The sequence below is a fragment of the Rudaea sp. genome, from assembly GCF_057139185.1.
This window is the reverse complement of sequence record NZ_DBNHDN010000021.1, coordinates 40649-57591: the sequence shown is the minus strand read 5'-3', so window position 1 is coordinate 57591 and position 16943 is coordinate 40649. Positions and strand designations below refer to the sequence as shown.

Genomic DNA, 16943 nt, shown 5'->3' with positions numbered 1-16943 from the left:
GAGCCAGTTCTGCGAAGGCCCGGTCGAGGGCCGTAAGCAGCGCAGTACCTTTGGAGTTTTCGCGGATGTTGGTCGCCAGATCTTTGAAACCACGAAGCTCGTCGATCTCTGAGGAAAGCGCATCTCGCTCCTCCTGAGACAAGGAAGTGGGCCTTTCGGAACTGTTGTGTGCTTCCTCATCGCCACCTTCATCGGCCAGTTCGTCGAGCGCCTCGTAATCTTCGTCAAGCTCCTCGGTGAGGTCGACAACTGGCGCCTGGTCCAGTACGCCTTGCAAGCGATTGCTCATCGTTGCCAGTGCCCCTGCGATGGCATGGCTGCTGGATGCCAACAACTTCCACAGAACCAGTGAAATCAGCTGGCGCTGACTTTGGGGCAAGGCTTGGAGATTGGGTCTGCGCAGATACTCGGCAACGAGCTCCCTCAGCGCCTGTTCTTCGACCGACGGGGTGAACTCCTGCACGATGGCCCTGCGCGCGGTGTACGAGACGTAGGCCTGCACTTGCCTGCGCAGGGTGCGTTTGCAGATGGAGGACAAACGTCCGCGCAGGTCACTAAATCCCTGATCCCTGCTGGTTCCGGTGAACTGGGTGCGAAAGCTATCCAGATCGCCAAAGACACGGTCATCAATGATGCTGACGAGACCGTATAGCTCCAGCAGCGAGTTCTGCAGCGGCGTCGCGGTCAGCAAAACCTTCGAATGGACGTGGTCGAACGCATCCTTCAAGGTTGCGGCGATGACGTTGCCTTTCTTGTAGACGTTGCGCAGACGGTGAGCTTCATCGAGCACCACCAGGTCCCACGCGATTTCCTTGACGTCCCTAGCCTTGGATTTTGCGAACTGGTAGGAGCAGATCACCGGACCGGAAGCCGTCTGGAAGGGGTTCCGGCCCTCTTGTTTGCGGATGGCGTTGTAGCTCTTGGCCTCCAGAATCAGGCCCTGCAAGCCGAACTTGTCTTGCAGTTCCTGATGCCATTGCTTGCGCAGGTTGGCGGGTACCACAATGAGGATCCGCCGCCGCCGTTCCGCCCAGCGCTGTGAGATGACCAGGCCTGCCTCGATGGTCTTGCCCAAGCCGACCTCGTCCGCAAGGATCACTCCCCGTGACAGGGGATTGCGACAGGCGAACAGCGCGGCATCCACTTGATGGGGGTTGAGATCGACTTGCGAGTCCACCAGCGTGGATGCCAGCGATTCGACCGTGTCGCCTGCGGCTTTCCGGGTCAATAACCAAGCGACGTACTGGCTTTGATAAGGAGTCAGCAGGGTCTGGGGCATGGGTAGGCGATGCGGGCGCTATGGTTAAGATTCGTGAACGGTGATTCTAGGGCCAAGCCGGGATTTTCCCCATTCCAGTGCGGGCCACGGTATCTAGAGGCTGTCACAGCGCTTGCGACTCAAGTACTTGGCTGTGGAACATGGATGTGTTCCACGCCATGTCAGGATGGCGGGGTTTGAGCCGCCAACTTTGATCCGAAGAATTTCATGCGAAACAGGCCCAGTGCTCAAGGTGAGCACAGACCTGGAGCATGACGATGTCCGATTTGAATCAGAAACGACGCGAGTTCAATGCCCTCGAGCAGAGCGTCCCGATGCGCTCCGTGGATTCGGTCCTGCTGGCTTGGGAGGTAGTGGACTGCTACCAGCAGCGGCGCGCCTTGGAAGAAGCGATCCGCGAGGGCTTGGCCTATGGGAAGGGCGACTGGCAAGCGGCCGCACGGTTGGCGGCGCCTATTCTGGCGGAGATCCAGCAAAAGGTTCTTCGTTACCGGGCATCCATCGTGCAGTTGATGCGTGGGTGCAACCTGATGCCGACCATGGATCTCGACGAAGCCGTTGAGCGTGCACGGACGCGACCGCCCGGAGATCGCCTCGTCTGCCATGTCGGTATGTACAAGGCCTACACCACCATGACCGCCTTGATTCGGATGCAGATGGCGAGTGCATCGGATCCTGGTGCGCGGTTGCAAGGGATCTCGACGTCGTTCCGTCAGCATGCCTTGATGTTGTACGAAGCGCAAAAGCAGGACTGGGACGCGACGGTGGCCGATCATCGTGCCAGCGGACGCTTGCTTGAGGGGCTCTATCCGCTCCCGAATCCGTTCGGCATCGTGCCTGGGATGCCGTGCTGGCAGCTTTTGCCGATGGCGGGATCTCCCAGGACCCATTGATCGCGAAGGAGCCATGCCAATGAGTTCGAAACGCATCCGCATTCCGGCGCTTCGCCAATTGATCGGCGGTGCCAGTTCCGTCGACTTCCGGTGCCTGACCTCACCGATGTCGACGCGCAGGTTGTCGCCAGAGGATTTTGGCGCCAGCAGAGTCGATCACCGCCCGGATCTGGTGCCCATCGTGTCGCAATCGGTGATGTGCCTGAATCCGCGCATGACGCGGTGCAAGGTACTCAGCGGCAGGGTTCGCAAGAAATAGCGATTCCTGCCGATGGCACGCTATTGGCACATCTGCCAAAGATCTGGATCGTCCCAGATGATCTGCTCCTTGAATCCAGCCGGCGAGACTGGTGAGGGTTGTCCATCGCTCGAAAACGACGCGCGCACGATCCGGATCTGAATCTTGTTGTTGTCAGGGCTCTTCGCCTCAGTGAATCCTTCAAATAGCACGCCGCGCTGCAGCTTGCAGATCCCTGCGCCGATCTGGGTTTTCAGTGGTCGTGTGCGCTCTGCTTCGGATTGACGCCGTGCTTCCTCCTGCGAGCGGGCGATGCTGGCGGCTCGTAGGCCCGCCCGGATACGGTCCTCGTATTGCTGACTGGTCAGCACGCTGATGAGGACATCGCCGGACGTCGATGCAGGGTCAAGGTCGCAGCCTGATGTCCATTCATTGTCATGCCAGGCGCCCCAACTGCCATCAAGCAATTGGTACTGCTTGTCGTACATCAGAATTTCTCGGCTAAGGAGGACGCCGCGCTCCGGGTCGATACCGATGTAGAGCGCATGGTTTCTGGTGCCGGAGGCAGTGTTGCTGTAGGGGGCCAGATTTGGCTTTCTTTCCGCGACGGGCAGTAAGAAATAGGCCTTGCCCGTGGACTTGTTCAGGATTTTGTAGAAAGCGGCGTGTGTGCCTTCCGCAATGCGGAGGGTGGCCGGGCGCAGCTTTTCCTGCTCGGTGGCCAGAAATCCCGTGGCCGGCAGGCAACGCAGGGTGACCTCGCGGGCGATCGAGAAATAGGCAGGATCGGTGGCCGGATCGACATCCCTGCGCACCATCTCCTTGAACAGAGATTTCGATTGCCGCTTGTCGTAAGGGCCGTCGATCTTGTAGCCAATGGTCTGCGCCGCTGTCGTCGTCACGGTGACTGCCGACAACGCGACCAGCAACGTCATTGAAGTCAGCCTGATATCCATTCAAGTGCACCTTCGGTTCAACCAAACCTGAGGGTCCGCCCGGCAAGCGTCGGCAGGGCGGTCTATAGTCGGGAAAATAGGATATTGGAAAACAGGATATAACGATATGCCCACCCGCGGGCGAACGCGACATCCATGGCCTATTCCGGGTCCAGCGCCAGACGCGCGCAAGGCGAGGTTGCGAACTGCTGGCAGCCGGACCCTCGGCCTACTGGTCAATTCCAGATACGTGCAGCACCAATCGGGCTAGGATCGCCCGGTGCGTGGCCGCCTGTCCCGTCGCCTCATAGGTTTCCAGCAGCCGTTCAAGAAATTGCTGACCACGAAGTTCGGGTGACAAAGGCAGGGCCTCCAGCTCACTCCAGACACGGCCTGCCACTTTCAAATCGGCACCACTTGTTCGCCAGCCATTGGCCAGGGCCCAGGCCATTGCATCCGCAATGGCACGGACACCGTCGTTGCCGTCACTGTCTTCGAGGTCAGCCATGAGGTCACTCCAATCAGGCCACGGAGCGTGGCTTGACCTAGAAACCATCGAACGACCTTGTGCAAAGTCGGTGCGGGTTTTCCACCATCACTGAAGCGGTTTCCTTCCAAAGGCAGCGAGGCACCTCACGACTTCAGTGCCTATGCGATTAGATGGTGATGCGCCTGTACTAACGAGCGCAGACAGGGGCGCACATGTCATGGCTGTCCGGTATGGACAAGCAATTTTCCGGATAATTCCGCTGTTTTCCGGATTCAACCCGTTTTTACATGCTGAATCCGGATTTTGCGGCTGCGCTCTTGTGCAATCGTTTCTTCCAGGTGGGCGGAAAGCGACACGCCCGTCAACCACATGGAGGATAGGATGATGGAAAACAGTCTGGTCTCAATCACGGGTTCTGGCGATCGATTGATGGTTGCAAGTCCCTACAACGCATCCTTTGTCCGGCGCGCACGCACGTTGGGAGGAAAATTCGTTGATCGCGTCTGGACGTTCGATGCGCGCGACGAGGCGCGTGTTCGCGCACTCTGCCACGAGGTTTATGGCACAGATGGGGTTGAGAGCGATCTTTGCACGGTGCGCGTGATGTTTGAGTGCGGCCTTGCGAGGCTTTGCGCGCCGATTGCCATCGGCGGGCGGACGGTCGCACGCGCAACCGGGCGTGATTCTGGCGCCACCCTTGGCGACGACGTGGTGGTGCTGGAAGGCGGCTTCACCTCCGGCGGTTCGTACAAGAACTGGAAGACCCTGGTATTGGATGGAACCAGCGTGCTGATCCGCAACTTTCCGCGCCAGGTCGCCCTGAAAAAGATCGCCGCTGGCGAAACCGGGATCTCAATCGAGGACGAAGGCGCGATGGTTGATCGTGAAGCGCTAACCGCCGAGAAGATCCGGTTGGACGCGCGCATCGCGGAGATTGATCGCTTGCTGCAGGCCGGATGCGTGTGACCGCGGTGGGCATCTTCGCCGCACCTGCCCGTTGGACCTCTCAATGGTCAAGGCATACCGGTGTTTTCGGGATTCAAGCCGTTTTTTATGTGTGAATCAGCACCCGAATCACAGCCAAAGCCGGTAGCGTGGCACGTCGTGCCACGCGGGGAATACTCCGATGAATGACAAAAACAAGGCCGCGCTGGAACGCCTGCTTGATGTTGCCTGGCGCGACACCGGGCAAAGCCGTCGTGTCGCCGATTTCTTGCTCTCCTGGTGGAATGCGGAGACCTGCGGCAAGTTTGATCCTACAGACATGTGGGGTCTGGATACGGAGATCCGTGTGGATGTGCTGACGATCCTCATCTTCATCGCGAGTCACCAGCGATACCCGGACAGCCTGGGTTATGGGCCGCAGTTCGAGCGATTGGTGGCGGAGTGGCGACCTCACCTGGTGGCGAGCCCAGCGCAATAGCACGTCCGGTTTGGACGGGCGGCAGGTGTGTACCTGACACCGATTCTCGCCGAACGGGGGTCATGTCCAGTTTGGACGGGCGCTTCCGCCATATGGCGGGCACACCTTATATAACAGTTATAAAAGCGACGACTGGATTCCGTCTGCCTGGTGGTCCTGGACGATGCGCTTCAGGTGGGTCTTGAAGTCGTGTCCGTACGGCGACCACGCGGTGGAACGGAAACGTCGATAGAGCCCGTTTTCGTACGGAAGGGTATTGCCGTACTGGTCGACCCATTGGCCATCTGGTCGCACGGTATCGGCGAGCTCCACTTCCATGACCTGGGGACCGTCCGCATTCGGCTCATAGCGCAGAACATCCTGGGCCTTCAGCAAGAGCGTGTTGCCTTTCTGGGTTCTCACCTGTTTTTCGCGCCAACGATTGGCGGTCACCTGCACAATCTCCGCGTCGGTCATGGTGGCCAGAAATGCCGGGTTGGCGATATGGATCCAGTGGCGGTTGTCAGGTCGGTGCAAGACCGCCTCGGTGAAGGCCGCTTCGTCTTGCAGCACGTCGTCCGAGAGATCCGACAGGTCAATTTCGATCATGGATAGATTCTTGGCGATAACCTTCTCGCGCTTCTCCCAGTCCACGGCATGTGACACCTTGATCTCGACGTACAGTGCTGGCAACACCGCGCCAGCGACCAGGGAGGTGACGCGGACATCGGGGCGCACCTGGCCTTCGCGCACGAAGACTTCTGCTTGGCTGCCCGGGGCGAGCGCCGCCTGCGCGGCCTCAAACCGGAGGTCATCTGCTGACCAGCGGGGTAGCAGCAAGGAGGTCGCCCGCGTCACCAGTTCCTTGGCCATGAGGTGCAGGCCACTTTCGCGCCCGCCGCAGCTCGACGTCAGCGAGGCGTGTCGGAAGTGGTAGATCCGCTTGCGCGTCGGCGACGGCTTGTTCCGGGCGATCAACGGCTTTGCACATGTGGGATCCGGGCAGATGCAGCCGCAGGCGATCCCGGTCGGTACATCGGTGACGTAGTGCAAGCGGCCTTCCTTGAGGCCGAACGGAACTTTGCCGCGGGAGCTACCAATCATCATGCTCAAGATCCTAAGGCCCGTTGTCTCACCTGGTGAGACAACGGCTGTTTGTTGTCGCAGCTCCTGCGAAACGACGCATCCATAGTAGGCCGACGGCGAGGAGGGTGCATGGAGACCAAGTTAATCGACCTGACCATGACGCAGCTCGCGCGCCTGTGTCTGCTCGTGAAAGGTGCGCGTGCGGTCGAGTTGAATGACCGGCACCACCGCTGGGGCCTTCTGATCGAAGGTCGCGGCTTTCGGCGATTGCTGCAGGACGAGCTTCTGGTTGGACCGGGGCTGATTCGCATGAAAGGCTGGAATACGCCGCGGCCGAAAAGTTTCGGTTCCAAGGCCATCGCTGAAAACTACATGCGATATGTCGGGTTGCCACCTATTGTGGGGACAAATAGCTAGATACAAGTGGCGAGGCTAGCTGGAGTATCTTTGGCAGACACTGGGGATGTGTGCCGAGTGCCTGCCAGGATCGCCGGGGCCGAAAGTGCTTGGGCGGGTTCTTGGTTGAATAAGCCAGGAAGGGGAGCAATGCCCACCAAGCCGAAAGAAGACCGATATGAACTTGATCCGCAAGATGGGTTGCCCAGGGAAATCGTTGGTTCCTGGGTAATTGAGAAACATCAGAGATTGCGTCATTACATTGACATCAGCCGTGCTGCGCGTAGGAAATTCAACGGCGATTCGACGTTCATTGATCTGTACTGCGGAACCGGGCGTGCCCGGATTAAGCAGACGCAGAATATCGTGGACGGCAGCGCCTTGATTGCGGGCCTGGAAGCCGGAAAGCGAGATCCATTCGGGAAGATGTACATCGCTGATCTGGACGCAACTAACATCAATGCCTGCGTCACCCGTATGGAAAGGGCAGGATTGACCAATGTGGAGGCATTGGTCGGGCCGGCTGATGAAACTGTGCAAACCATTGCGTCCAAGTTGAGTCCGAATGGCCTGCACCTGGCTTTCTTGGATCCGTATAACTTGATGACGCTGCCATTCAGTGTGATTCAGGCCTTGGCTAAATTCCCTCGCATGGATCTACTCATTCACTTCAGCATGATGGATTTGCAGCGGAATGTTGGGCAATTGATGAGATCGGAACGGCTGAATGAATTCGCCCCTGGTTGGAAAGACAGCATCGATCCGAACGTACGGGGCGACATCAAAGTGCAGTTGGTATTCCAGTACTGGTGCGAGTTGATCAAGGGGCTGGGCTACAAGGATCCGACTTATCAGGCGGAACTGGTCAAAGGAGATCGGAATCAACCTCTTTACCGGTTGGTTCTGGCTTCTAAGGCTGATTTGGGCAAGGAGTTCTGGGCTGAGATCAGCAATATCAGTCCGCAAGGGCGCTTAATGCTCTAGCGCCCCGCTCGACCGTTGGCCAGCTTGCTTGCTGATTGCAACAGACTGATAAGCATATCGGCCTGCTCCTTGCTTCCATCCCAGCATTGATCCAACACCTTGTATAGGCGCAGCCGGGTCGTGTTTTTTTGAGTGCTGGCAGCTTCCATGTAGGGGTCAATGCCCGCCAACTCGCAGAGACGCGCGACTGCGCCTTCCACCTTGGTAAATTTTCCCGCCAGGATTTTGCTGACCTGGCCTTGGGTCACACCACAGATCTCGGCTAGATCCTCGTGCTTTTGGTGGCCTCTCCACTTGTCCAATAGCCCACCAATCCGGCATGCGGACTCGGCCGAGATCTTTGTAGGGGGAGGAGTTTTTTGCATGCGCATATCTGCATATCATTATGCGCATAAATAGTCTACCCTTTGACGACCGGGATAGACTCTGTAGGGGAGACTGGCCATGACCACGACATCGCGTATCGAGTGGACTGAGCAGACGTGGAACCCCATCGTGGGATGCACGAAAATTTCCGCTGGCTGCAAGCATTGCTACGCCGAACTCATGGCGAAGCGATTGCAGGCCATGGGGACGCCTGGCTATGAGAATGGATTTGCGCTACGTCTGATCCCGGAGCGGCTCCAGGATCCAGTTAAGCGCAAGAAGCCGACCATCTATTTCGTGAATTCGATGTCGGACCTTTTTCACGAGAAGGTGCCCTCGGAGTACATCGACCGGGTCATAGAGGTCATCGCCAACACGCCGCAGCACAGCTATCAGATCTTGACTAAACGGGCGGCCCGTATGGCGCAGTATTTCAAGAAGCGGGCTGTACCCGACAACGTCTGGTTGGGCGTGTCTGTGGAAAATCGCAGACACGGTGTTCCCAGGATTGACTACCTGCGTGGCGTCAAGGCGAAGATTCGATTCCTGTCAGTGGAGCCGCTATTGGAGGATGTTGGCGAGATTGACCTGCACGACATCCATTGGGTGATCGTCGGTGGTGAATCTGGCCCAAAGGCGCGCCCGATGAAGCCGGAATGGGCGGACTCGGTGCGCGTCCAGTGTGAGGAGCAGGAGGTTGCCTTCTTCTTCAAGCAATGGGGCGGTTGGGGTGCCGATGGAAAGAGGCGTGCAAAAGCCAAGAACGGACGCATACTCAACGGACGCACTTGGGATGAGATGCCAGCTCAAGCAGCCCTGATGATGTAAATACAGATGCCGCGCTCCCACTATGAGGGCTGGTCCGAAGGTAAGCCGGCAATAATCAAGCAGCACAGCATCGCAAAGCACGAAGTGCTGCGGGCTTATCTCGTCGCGTACATGGATACGCTTGTTCGCCCTGGCCAAGATGCTGTCAATCTGACGCTGGTCGACGGCTTTGCCGGAGGCGGGCTATACAAGCACGAGGACACTCAAAAGCTTGTCCTCGGATCCCCCTTCGTATTTCTGGATGCGGTCCGAGAGTCGCAAGCAAGGCTATCTATTGGTCGTAAGAAGGAGTTGGCATGGAATATCGGATTCTTCTTTGTCGAGAAGAATCTCGCTGCTCTTCAATTCCTTAGGGGTGCATTGTCTGACAATGGATATGGGAACCGTCTGGGAAAGGACATCCATCTGCTTCCTGGCACTTTCGACAATCATGCCGAGGCACTGATAGGAGAGGTAAAGAAGCGGACGCCCAGGAATGGGCGCTCGATCTTTCTGTTGGATCAATATGGATACAAGGATGTGCCGGCACCGTTGGTGCGCAGGATTCTGACGGAGCTGCCTAGAGCCGAAATTATTCTGACATTCGCGGTGGATTCGTTCATCAACTTTGCAGGCGACAACGGAACATCTACAAAAATCCTGTGCGGACTGGGCATACCTGATCCATTGCAGGGAAGAACCTTTGATGAAATCAAACGCAATGAAAAAGACTTCCGCCTTTTCATCCAAAGCCAACTCTATAAGAGTTTGGTGGATGGGTGCGGTGCAAAGTACTACACGGTCTTCTTCATTCGTACCGATGGGCACGGCGACTACTGGTTGGTTCATCTGTCGCAGCATCCGCGAGCCAGAGACGTTATGACCCGAGTGCATTGGGAGAAGAACAACAATTTCATTCACTACGGCGGTGCTGGTATCCAGATGTTCCGTGCACTTGGCTACAGTGCAAAAAATGACCTGAGCTATACAAGGCAAGATCCACTTGGATTCTGTTTTGATGAGTCTGCAGCCGATGCAAGTCGAAGAATGCTGATGGACCAATTAGCTCCTATTCTCCGCGAACGGGCAGATGGAATTACTTATGGATCGTTGTTCAGCTCCACCTGCAACGATTCGCCGGCAGATGGTGGAATCTATAAACGCGCATTAGCAGATCTGGTTTCCCACAAGGAAATCGAAATCGTTTCGCTTGATGGCGCGAAGCGCCTCAAGGCGTCGACGATCCGAGATGATGATGTCCTCAGGCCGGCCATGCAGAGAACCATTTTCCTACCCTAGCGAAAGCTTGATGTCTGCGCCGCAAAAGCTTTCTTGCGAAGAGAAATAGTGCTCGCGGTCCTCGCGAGAAACGATGCAGGGCTCCTAATTCCGGATTCAACGCATTTTTACCGCGTAATTCCGACTATTCCGAGCGCGATGCAGGGTTAGTCTTGGCACATGGAGGGCGCCATGACTGCAGCTGATATCGTAACAATTTCACCGATGGTTCTGTTGACCAAAAGACAAGTCTGCGCACGCACAGGTCTGTCGAAGTCGACCCTTTATCGACACGTCAAGCAGGGGTATCTGCCTGCACCGATTCAGATCGGCCCCAGATCTCCAAGGTGGGTGGAAGATGAGTTGATCGCGGCTCTACGGAGACAGGTCACGGCTAGGGATGCAACAAAAACCTAGTCAAGCTGCTTGCTTAAGCGGTTCCGTCTTTGAGCCTTTCAGCTTATCCAGATAGTCGGCCCATTCTTGCAGAATCGTCTTGCGTTCTTTCATGTACACATAACGGTTATATGCGGCGCGAGTCATGCCCATTGGCATGTGCGACAGACAGTACTCAACGGCCTCTTTGCCGGCCTTGGCTTGAGCATCACCACCCGCGTACTCTTCATTGAAGCGAGTGCTAAAAGAAGCGCGCAAGCCGTGAGGCGTGCCAATGCCACTAAAACCAAGGCGCTCCATCAAGGCGTTGAGCGTTCGGTTGGCCATCGGTCGCTTAGGATCTCGTCGGTTCGGGAACAGATATTCCTGATCGTTGGGCGTCATGGCACGCAATTTCTTCAACAAGGCCAGCGCCTGCTTCGACAAAGGAATGCAGTGAGGGCGACGCGGCTTCATGCGTTCAGCCGGAATCTCCCATATGCCTTTGACGAGATCGATTTCAGTCCAGGGCGCTTCGATGACTTCGGCTTTTCGTGCCGTGTTCAATGCCACTAGCTTGGCTGCGATTCGGGTCAGTTCATTGACGTGTGCAGCAGCATCTAGCTCTCGTAGAAAATTACCTAGCTCTTCCGGAGAAAGGGCTGGGTGATTCTTCTGCTTGCGCTTTTTGAGCACTTGGAGCGGCGGAACCGGATTGCTGGTTACTAAGCCAGTATTGATGGCGTACTCGAACGTTGACCATAGGTAGTTGCGCAGGTTTCGCGCTACTTCAGGCGTGCGCTCCTCGTTGGACTTGAGCAATTTGGTCAACTCCACGCGAGTGATGCTGTTGATTTGGCGGCTCCCGAACGTGGGGAGCAAATGCTTCTTGAACTCACGTCTGCGCTGATTGACGGTGTTGGCGGAAAGGTTGATTTCTTCAGTGGCCGACCATTCGGCGAGGACGGTCGAGAAGGCTCCCTTGTCACGGGACAGTTGAGCTTGAGCGAGCGCCAGCTTCTTTTCCTTGCGCGCATGGACAGGATTGATGCCTTGGGCAACGAGTTTCCTGGCATGGGTGTGGGCTTCGCGCGCCTCAGCCAGCCCGATTTCCGGGAAGGCGCCCAAGGCGTGTATACCCTCGACGCCACCGATTCGGAATTTGTACCGCCAGAGCTTGGATCCGCCGGGCTGGACGAGCAGAAACAACCCGCCGCTATCGGAGAGCTTGTAGGCCCGGGTGCTGGGTTTGGCTGACTTGATCTGGACGGCAGTAAGCATGCGAAAGAGCCCTTGTTCGATACCCCCAGCGATACCCCCAAAAGTCGGGGATTGCATGGGATGGCTTGGAACTACTCGGTTCTCTGGCAGCTTATAAGGTATTGATTAAATTGCAATTAATTAGCGATTTTGGAACGTCCTGAAACCGTCTGGGACATCAATGAACATTCCAGCTGGCGATCTTCATCGCAGCGGTTCCGCAGGATGGGGCGCTGATTATGCCTCACCCGCAGCGACCGCCTTCTGCCACAGCGCAAGTCCATGCTCGGCCGAGATGCGCGCGGCGGCGAGCGCTTCGTTCGGCAGCGTGCCGAAGTAGAACGGGCGGCGCGGCACGCGGGCAAAGGGATTGCCGCGGATGCGCACGTACTCGTCGTGGAATTCCTGCCACGGGTGCGCGGCCTTGGTCGCGTTGCTGGCGACGCCGCCGTGGAACTGGTGGAAGCTCGCTTCGCCGAGCAGCATCACGTAGTCGCCGCGTTCGCGCGCGATGGCACGCTGGAAGAAATCCAGCGCGACGAGGCCGCCGCCGCGTGCAACGAACCGCTCGTCGAAACCGCCGAGTTCGAGAAAATCGTCCTTGCCGATGCCGAAGCAGCTGCTCTCGAATGCGCAGCCGAACCAGGCCATGCCCGGATCGGCGAAGGCCCCGGCGATGGTGTACAGGCGATAGCCATTCCGTTTCCAGCCGCTGCGCGCGAGCAGGCCGTCCTCGACGTGCTGGTTGTAGCCCTCGACCACCGATTCGTTCTGTTGCTTGGGGCCGAGATGGAACGGCGCGGTGGCGAGCAAGGGCGCGTCGAACTGCGCGAACGCGCGGTTCGCGAGCGCATAGATGCCTGGCGAGAGGATATGTGCGCCATCGATGATCACGAGCAGACGCTCGCCGCGCGCATCGCGGCAGGCTGCGTTGATCGCCGCCGCGGGCGACACCGATTTGGTCTCGACGCCACGGTAGTGAAATTCCGGGCCGAACGCACGCACGTCCGCCTCGTCCAACGGCAGCGTCGAGCCGTGGTCGAGCGCGATCACCTCGAACTCGATCGCGCCTGCGTCGTGCTGGTACGCACGCGTCAGCGAATGCAGCGTGTTCGTCGCCTCGCGGCGATTGTTGTGGAAGTTGACGACGACCGAAAGCATCGATGGGTCGCTACGCGGCGAGGCCGTAGCTGCGCAGCAACGCCTCGGGCTCAGGCTCGCGGCCGCGGAATTCGACGAAGCTCTCCAGCGCCGGTCGCGAGCCGCCGACCGCGAGCACGCTGCGGCGGAAGGCATCGCCTGCGGCACGGTCGAACACGCCGGCTTCCTCGAAACGCGAGAACGCGTCGGCGGAAAGCAGCTCGGCCCACAGATAGCTGTAGTAGCCGGCCGCGTAGCCGCCGGCGAAGATGTGGCCGAACGCGTGCGGCATGCGTTGCCAAGGTGGCGGCATCACCACGGCGACCTCGTCGCGCACTTCGCGCAGGATTTCCATCGCGCGCGCGCCGCGCGCGGGGTCGAATTCGAGATGCAGGCGGAAATCGAACAAACCGAACTCGAGCTGGCGCACGAGGAACAGGCCGGCGTGATAGTGGCGCGCGGCGAGCATGCGCTGGAACAGTTCCTCGGGCAGCGTCTCGCCGGTCTTCCAGTGCTTCGCGAACAGTGCCAGCCCCTCGCGCTGCCAGGCGAAGTTCTCCATGAACTGGCTCGGCAGCTCGACCGCGTCCCACTCGACGCCGTCGATGCCGGCGACGCTGGGCAGGTCGATCTCGGTCAGCATGTGATGCAGGCCGTGGCCGGTTTCATGGAACAGCGTGGTCACGTCGTCGTGGGTCAGCAGCGAGGGCATGTCCTTGGTCGGCGGGGCGAAGTTGCAGGTCAGATAGGCGATCGGCAGGTGCATTTCGCCACCGTTCGCATAGCGCGAGCGGCAGGTGTCCATCCATGCGCCGCCGCGCTTGCCCGAGCGTGCGTAGAGATCGAAGTAGGCGCCGGCAATGGTCTTGCCCTGCGCATCGACGACGTCGTAGAAACGCACGTCGGGATGCCAGACCTCGACGCCGTCGCGCGCGACGAAGCGCACGCCGAACACGCGCTCGACGATCGCGAACAGCCCGGTGATCGCCGCCTCGGCCGGGAAATACGGCTTGAGTTCTTCTTCGCTGAGCGCGTACTTCTTCACGCGCAGTTTTTCCGCGGCGTAGGCCACGTCCCAGGGTTGCAGATCGGCGATGTCCAATTCGACGCGGGCGAATTCGCGCAGCTCTTCCAGCTCGCGTTGTGCGACCGGCCTGGCGCGCGCGTTGAGGTCGCGCAGGAACGCGAGCACGCGCGCGGGCGTGCCGGCCATCTTGGTCGCGAGCGAATCCTCGGCGGCATTGTCGAACCCGATCAATCGCGCGCCTTCGTGGCGCAACGCCATGATCTGCTCGATGCGCTGGGAGTTGTCGAACTGGCCTGCGTTCGGACCCTGGTCCGACGCGCGTGTTTGGTATGCGGCGTAGACGCGCTCGCGCAGGCCGCGATCGTCCGCATAGGTCAACACCGCGGTAACGCTGGGCTGCTTGAGCGTGACCCGCCAGCCGTCATGTCCGGCCTCCTCGGCGTATTGCTTCAGCAGCGCGCGTTCGGCTTCGGGCAGTCCGGCAAGCTGCGTTTCGCCGACCTGTTCCGACCACGCCTCGGTCGCGTCGAGCACGGCGTTCTCGAACTCGTTCGACAGCTTGGACAATTGATTGGCAATCTCCTTGAAGCGCGAGCGCTGCGGTTCCTCGAGCGCCACGCCCGACATGCGGAAATCACGCAAGGCATGTTCGACCAGGGTACGCGCGGGACGCGGCAGGTTGGCGAAGTCGGCGCGATCGGCCACGGCTTTCACCGCGGAGTAGCGCGCGCGGTTCTGGCCGAGCTCGGTCGAAAATTCGGTGATCTTCTCCAGCGCGGCCGAATACGCTTCGCGCAGCGCCGGCGAATCGGCTACGGCATGCAGGTGCGAGACCGGCGACCAGGCGCGCTCCAGGCGCATCTCCAGCGCCTCCTGCGGCAGCATCGTGTTGGCGAAATCGCGCGGCGCCGGAGCCGAATTCAACGCGTCGATTTCGCGCTGGTACGCGCTGAGCACCGCCTCGATCGCGGCGCCGACGTGCTCGGGCTGGATGGTGGCAAATGCGGGCAGGGCAGTATCGGCGAGCAGGGGATTGGTTGGGTTCATGGACGGAAATGGCTGATTCTCATAAAGAAACACGACGAGGAGTGGCCGCGGCTTGCGCGTTACGACCGGCGATGATCGCAGAAATGAACGCGGCAACGGGAAAATCAAGTCGTCGCGGCGCTAGCATGAACGAATGAGCCATTCCGACTTTGCAACTCCAGGCGGCGATTTGCAGACGTTCCTGCGCGGCATCGATCTGTTCACCCCGCTCGATGGCGGCGGTATCGCCGAGCTTGCGGGTGAGCTGCAAGCGCGCATGCTGCTCGGCGGCGCGGTGCTGTTCGACGAAGGCGAAGTCGCCGATGCGCTCTACATCGTGCGCAACGGGGGTCTTGCCGCCTACCGGCGCGAGGCGGATGGCGTGCTCACCCTGCTCGGCCTGCTTGGCGCTGGCGAAGTGGCCGGCGAGATCAGCCTTATCGCGCGAACCCCGCGTGCTTCACTCGTGCGCGCACTGCGCGACAGCGTCGTGTTGCGCCTGTCGGCCGATTCCTTCCATCGCCTCGTCGCGAAATATCCGCAGGCGATGCTGCATTCGGTTGGCGTCACCGCGCGGCATTTGCTCGAGCGCCCGGGCGAGGTGCGCTATTCGGCGCCGCGCACGTTCGCGATCCTGGCGCACGATGCCGGTGTCGATGCCCGGGGCTTCGCGCACACCCTGGCAACGGTGTTGTCGCGTTATGGCTCGTGCGTCCTGATCGATGCCGCCGTCGCGCACGGGCACGACGCGGCCTGGCTGCACGAGGTCGAGGCTACGCATCGCTACGTGTTGTTGCTCGGCGATGCCGGCGAGACCGCCTGGCGCGCGCACTGTGCGCGCCAGGCCGATGCGTTCCTGCTGCCGGCCAATGCCGCGGATGTGGCGAGCGCCTGGCCTGAGGTCGCCTACATCAACGCCGAGCACATGCCGTTGCGCGCGCGCCATCTGGTTCTGCTGCACGCGGGCGATATCGGGCCGGGCCGGGCGCCGCAGTGGTTGGCCCAGGTGCGTGGTGCGCGCCACCATCATGTGCGCGGCGGCAGCGCCGGCGCGGATATCGAACGCATCGCGCGCTTGCTGATCGGGCGCAGCATGGGCCTGGTGTTGTCCGGCGGTGGTGCGCGTGGGTTCGCCCAGATTGGCATCGTCCGTGCGTTGCGCGAAAACGGCCAGCAGATCGATTGCGTCGGCGGCACCTCGATCGGCGCGATCATCGGCGCCGGTGTGGCCCTGGACTGGTCGGTCGAGGAGATGTTCTACAACTATCGCCGCGCCTTCGTCGACGGCCGGCCGCTGCGCGACTACACGTTTCCATTCATCTCGCTGACCCGCGGACGCCGCGTCGCGCATCTGCTGCGCGAAGCGTTCGGCGATCGCGACATCAGCGATCTGCCGCTGCCGTTCTACGCGGTCACCGCGAACCTGACCGCAGGCACCGCGCAGGTGCACCGCAGTGGTCCGCTCTGGCTCTGGTTGCGTGCGGCGAGCGCGATCCCGGGCGTGTTGCCGCCGGTGTTCCACCATGGCGAGGTCTATGTCGACGGCGCCGTGATGAACAACCTGCCGGTCGATCCGATGCGCGAAGCCCGGGTCGGCGACATCATCGGCATCGACATCGGCGCCGACGACGTGGTGCGCGCGCAGGTCGAGGAGTTCGCCCTGCCGTCGGCGTTGCGGCTCGCCTGGCAGCGCCTGTGCCGGCGCCCGTTACGGCCGGGTATTCTCAACATCCTGTTGCGTGCGGGCATGGTCAACGCAGAAACCGCGAGCGCCGCGCGCCGGGCGCAGACGAGCCTGTTGCTTGCGCCGCCGATGGGTGACATCGGCCTGCTCGACTGGCACGAATACGAGCGCGCGATCGCCACGGGCTACCGCTTCGCGCGCGAGGTGCTCGGGCGCGGCGCCAAGTCGCGCGGCGTTCCTTGAGGATACGCATGGCCGCTTCTCGTCACGGCCCTCT

At 60.0% G+C, this 16943-nt stretch carries 18 protein-coding genes; 10 read left to right on the top strand and 8 right to left on the bottom strand.

The features are described 5' to 3' along the window. The coding region (locus AC16HO_RS07550; protein WP_484335361.1) for a DEAD/DEAH box helicase at positions 1 to 1279 on the bottom strand (1279 nt) is incomplete at its 3' end. A gap of 257 nt (positions 1280 to 1536) precedes the next feature. On the opposite strand from AC16HO_RS07550, the gene AC16HO_RS07545 reads away from it, so the two are divergent. Together AC16HO_RS07545 and AC16HO_RS07540 are read left to right on the top strand one after the other, a co-directional pair. Beyond that, the gene (locus tag AC16HO_RS07545; protein WP_484335360.1) at positions 1537 to 2172 is read left to right on the top strand and encodes a hypothetical protein; all 636 of its coding nucleotides are present in this window, start codon (positions 1537 to 1539) and stop codon (positions 2170 to 2172) included. Between the two features lie 19 nt (positions 2173 to 2191). Continuing rightward, entirely contained in the window at positions 2192 to 2431 is a 240-nt protein-coding gene (locus tag AC16HO_RS07540; protein ID WP_484335359.1) for a hypothetical protein, read from the top strand. 20 nt (positions 2432 to 2451) lie between these two features. Here AC16HO_RS07540 and AC16HO_RS07535 read toward each other — a convergent pair whose 3' ends face one another. Beyond that, positions 2452 to 3366 (bottom strand): hypothetical protein, encoded by a 915-nt coding sequence (locus tag AC16HO_RS07535; protein WP_484335358.1) that lies wholly within the window; start codon positions 3364 to 3366, stop codon positions 2452 to 2454. A gap of 208 nt (positions 3367 to 3574) precedes the next feature. Further along, positions 3575 to 3853 (bottom strand): hypothetical protein, encoded by a 279-nt coding sequence (locus tag AC16HO_RS07530; protein WP_484335357.1) that lies wholly within the window; start codon positions 3851 to 3853, stop codon positions 3575 to 3577. A gap of 366 nt (positions 3854 to 4219) precedes the next feature. Between AC16HO_RS07530 and AC16HO_RS07525 the strand changes: the two genes are divergently transcribed. Continuing rightward, positions 4220 to 4801 carry a hypothetical protein gene (locus tag AC16HO_RS07525; protein ID WP_484335356.1) on the top strand — a complete coding sequence of 194 codons (582 nt, stop codon included), beginning with the start codon at positions 4220 to 4222 and terminating at the stop codon, positions 4799 to 4801. Between the two features lie 160 nt (positions 4802 to 4961). Next, positions 4962 to 5258 (top strand): DUF7673 family protein, encoded by a 297-nt coding sequence (locus AC16HO_RS07520; RefSeq protein ID WP_484335355.1) that lies wholly within the window; start codon positions 4962 to 4964, stop codon positions 5256 to 5258. 117 nt (positions 5259 to 5375) lie between these two features. Here AC16HO_RS07520 and AC16HO_RS07515 read toward each other — a convergent pair whose 3' ends face one another. Then, on the bottom strand, positions 5376 to 6344 hold the full coding sequence (locus AC16HO_RS07515) for a hypothetical protein (RefSeq protein ID WP_484335354.1): 969 nt from the start codon (positions 6342 to 6344) through the stop codon (positions 5376 to 5378). Between the two features lie 108 nt (positions 6345 to 6452). On the opposite strand from AC16HO_RS07515, the gene AC16HO_RS07510 reads away from it, so the two are divergent. Then, positions 6453 to 6740: a hypothetical protein gene (locus AC16HO_RS07510; protein ID WP_484335353.1), complete on the top strand. Its 288-nt coding sequence runs from the start codon at positions 6453 to 6455 to the stop codon at positions 6738 to 6740. A gap of 129 nt (positions 6741 to 6869) precedes the next feature. Continuing rightward, positions 6870 to 7703, top strand: a complete 834-nt coding sequence (gene tcmP / locus AC16HO_RS07505; RefSeq protein WP_484335352.1) for a three-Cys-motif partner protein TcmP — start codon at positions 6870 to 6872, stop codon at positions 7701 to 7703. Here tcmP and AC16HO_RS07500 read toward each other — a convergent pair. Continuing rightward, a complete protein-coding gene (locus tag AC16HO_RS07500) occupies positions 7700 to 8068 on the bottom strand; it encodes a helix-turn-helix domain-containing protein (protein WP_484335351.1) in 369 nt (122 codons plus the stop codon). The genes tcmP and AC16HO_RS07500 overlap by 4 nt on opposite strands. A 79-nt stretch (positions 8069 to 8147) precedes the next feature. On the opposite strand from AC16HO_RS07500, the gene AC16HO_RS07495 reads away from it, so the two are divergent. From AC16HO_RS07495 to AC16HO_RS07485, 3 genes are all read left to right on the top strand, one after another. After that, complete coding sequence (locus AC16HO_RS07495) at positions 8148 to 8897, top strand: DUF5131 family protein (protein WP_484335350.1); 750 nt, start codon at positions 8148 to 8150, stop codon at positions 8895 to 8897. A 6-nt stretch (positions 8898 to 8903) separates the two neighbouring features. Then, complete coding sequence (locus AC16HO_RS07490; RefSeq protein ID WP_484335349.1) at positions 8904 to 10175, top strand: three-Cys-motif partner protein TcmP; 1272 nt, start codon at positions 8904 to 8906, stop codon at positions 10173 to 10175. A 159-nt stretch (positions 10176 to 10334) separates the two neighbouring features. Then, a complete protein-coding gene (locus tag AC16HO_RS07485; RefSeq protein WP_484335348.1) occupies positions 10335 to 10571 on the top strand; it encodes a helix-turn-helix transcriptional regulator in 237 nt (78 codons plus the stop codon). On the opposite strand, the gene AC16HO_RS07480 is transcribed toward AC16HO_RS07485, so the two are convergent. The 3 genes from AC16HO_RS07480 to AC16HO_RS07470 all read right to left on the bottom strand — a co-directional run bounded on the left by AC16HO_RS07480 (position 10572) and on the right by AC16HO_RS07470 (position 15003). Beyond that, the gene (locus AC16HO_RS07480; RefSeq protein WP_484335347.1) at positions 10572 to 11810 is read right to left on the bottom strand and encodes a tyrosine-type recombinase/integrase; all 1239 of its coding nucleotides are present in this window, start codon (positions 11808 to 11810) and stop codon (positions 10572 to 10574) included. Between the two features lie 216 nt (positions 11811 to 12026). After that, positions 12027 to 12950, bottom strand: a complete 924-nt coding sequence (locus tag AC16HO_RS07475) for a glycosyltransferase family protein (RefSeq protein ID WP_395643381.1) — start codon at positions 12948 to 12950, stop codon at positions 12027 to 12029. A gap of 10 nt (positions 12951 to 12960) precedes the next feature. Then, positions 12961 to 15003, bottom strand: coding sequence for a M3 family metallopeptidase (locus AC16HO_RS07470; protein ID WP_395643382.1), 2043 nt, complete (start codon positions 15001 to 15003; stop codon positions 12961 to 12963). Between the two features lie 133 nt (positions 15004 to 15136). Between AC16HO_RS07470 and AC16HO_RS07465 the strand changes: the two genes are divergently transcribed. Next, positions 15137 to 16909 (top strand): patatin-like phospholipase family protein, encoded by a 1773-nt coding sequence (locus AC16HO_RS07465; protein WP_395643383.1) that lies wholly within the window; start codon positions 15137 to 15139, stop codon positions 16907 to 16909. Positions 16910 to 16943: the final 34 nt, after the last annotated feature.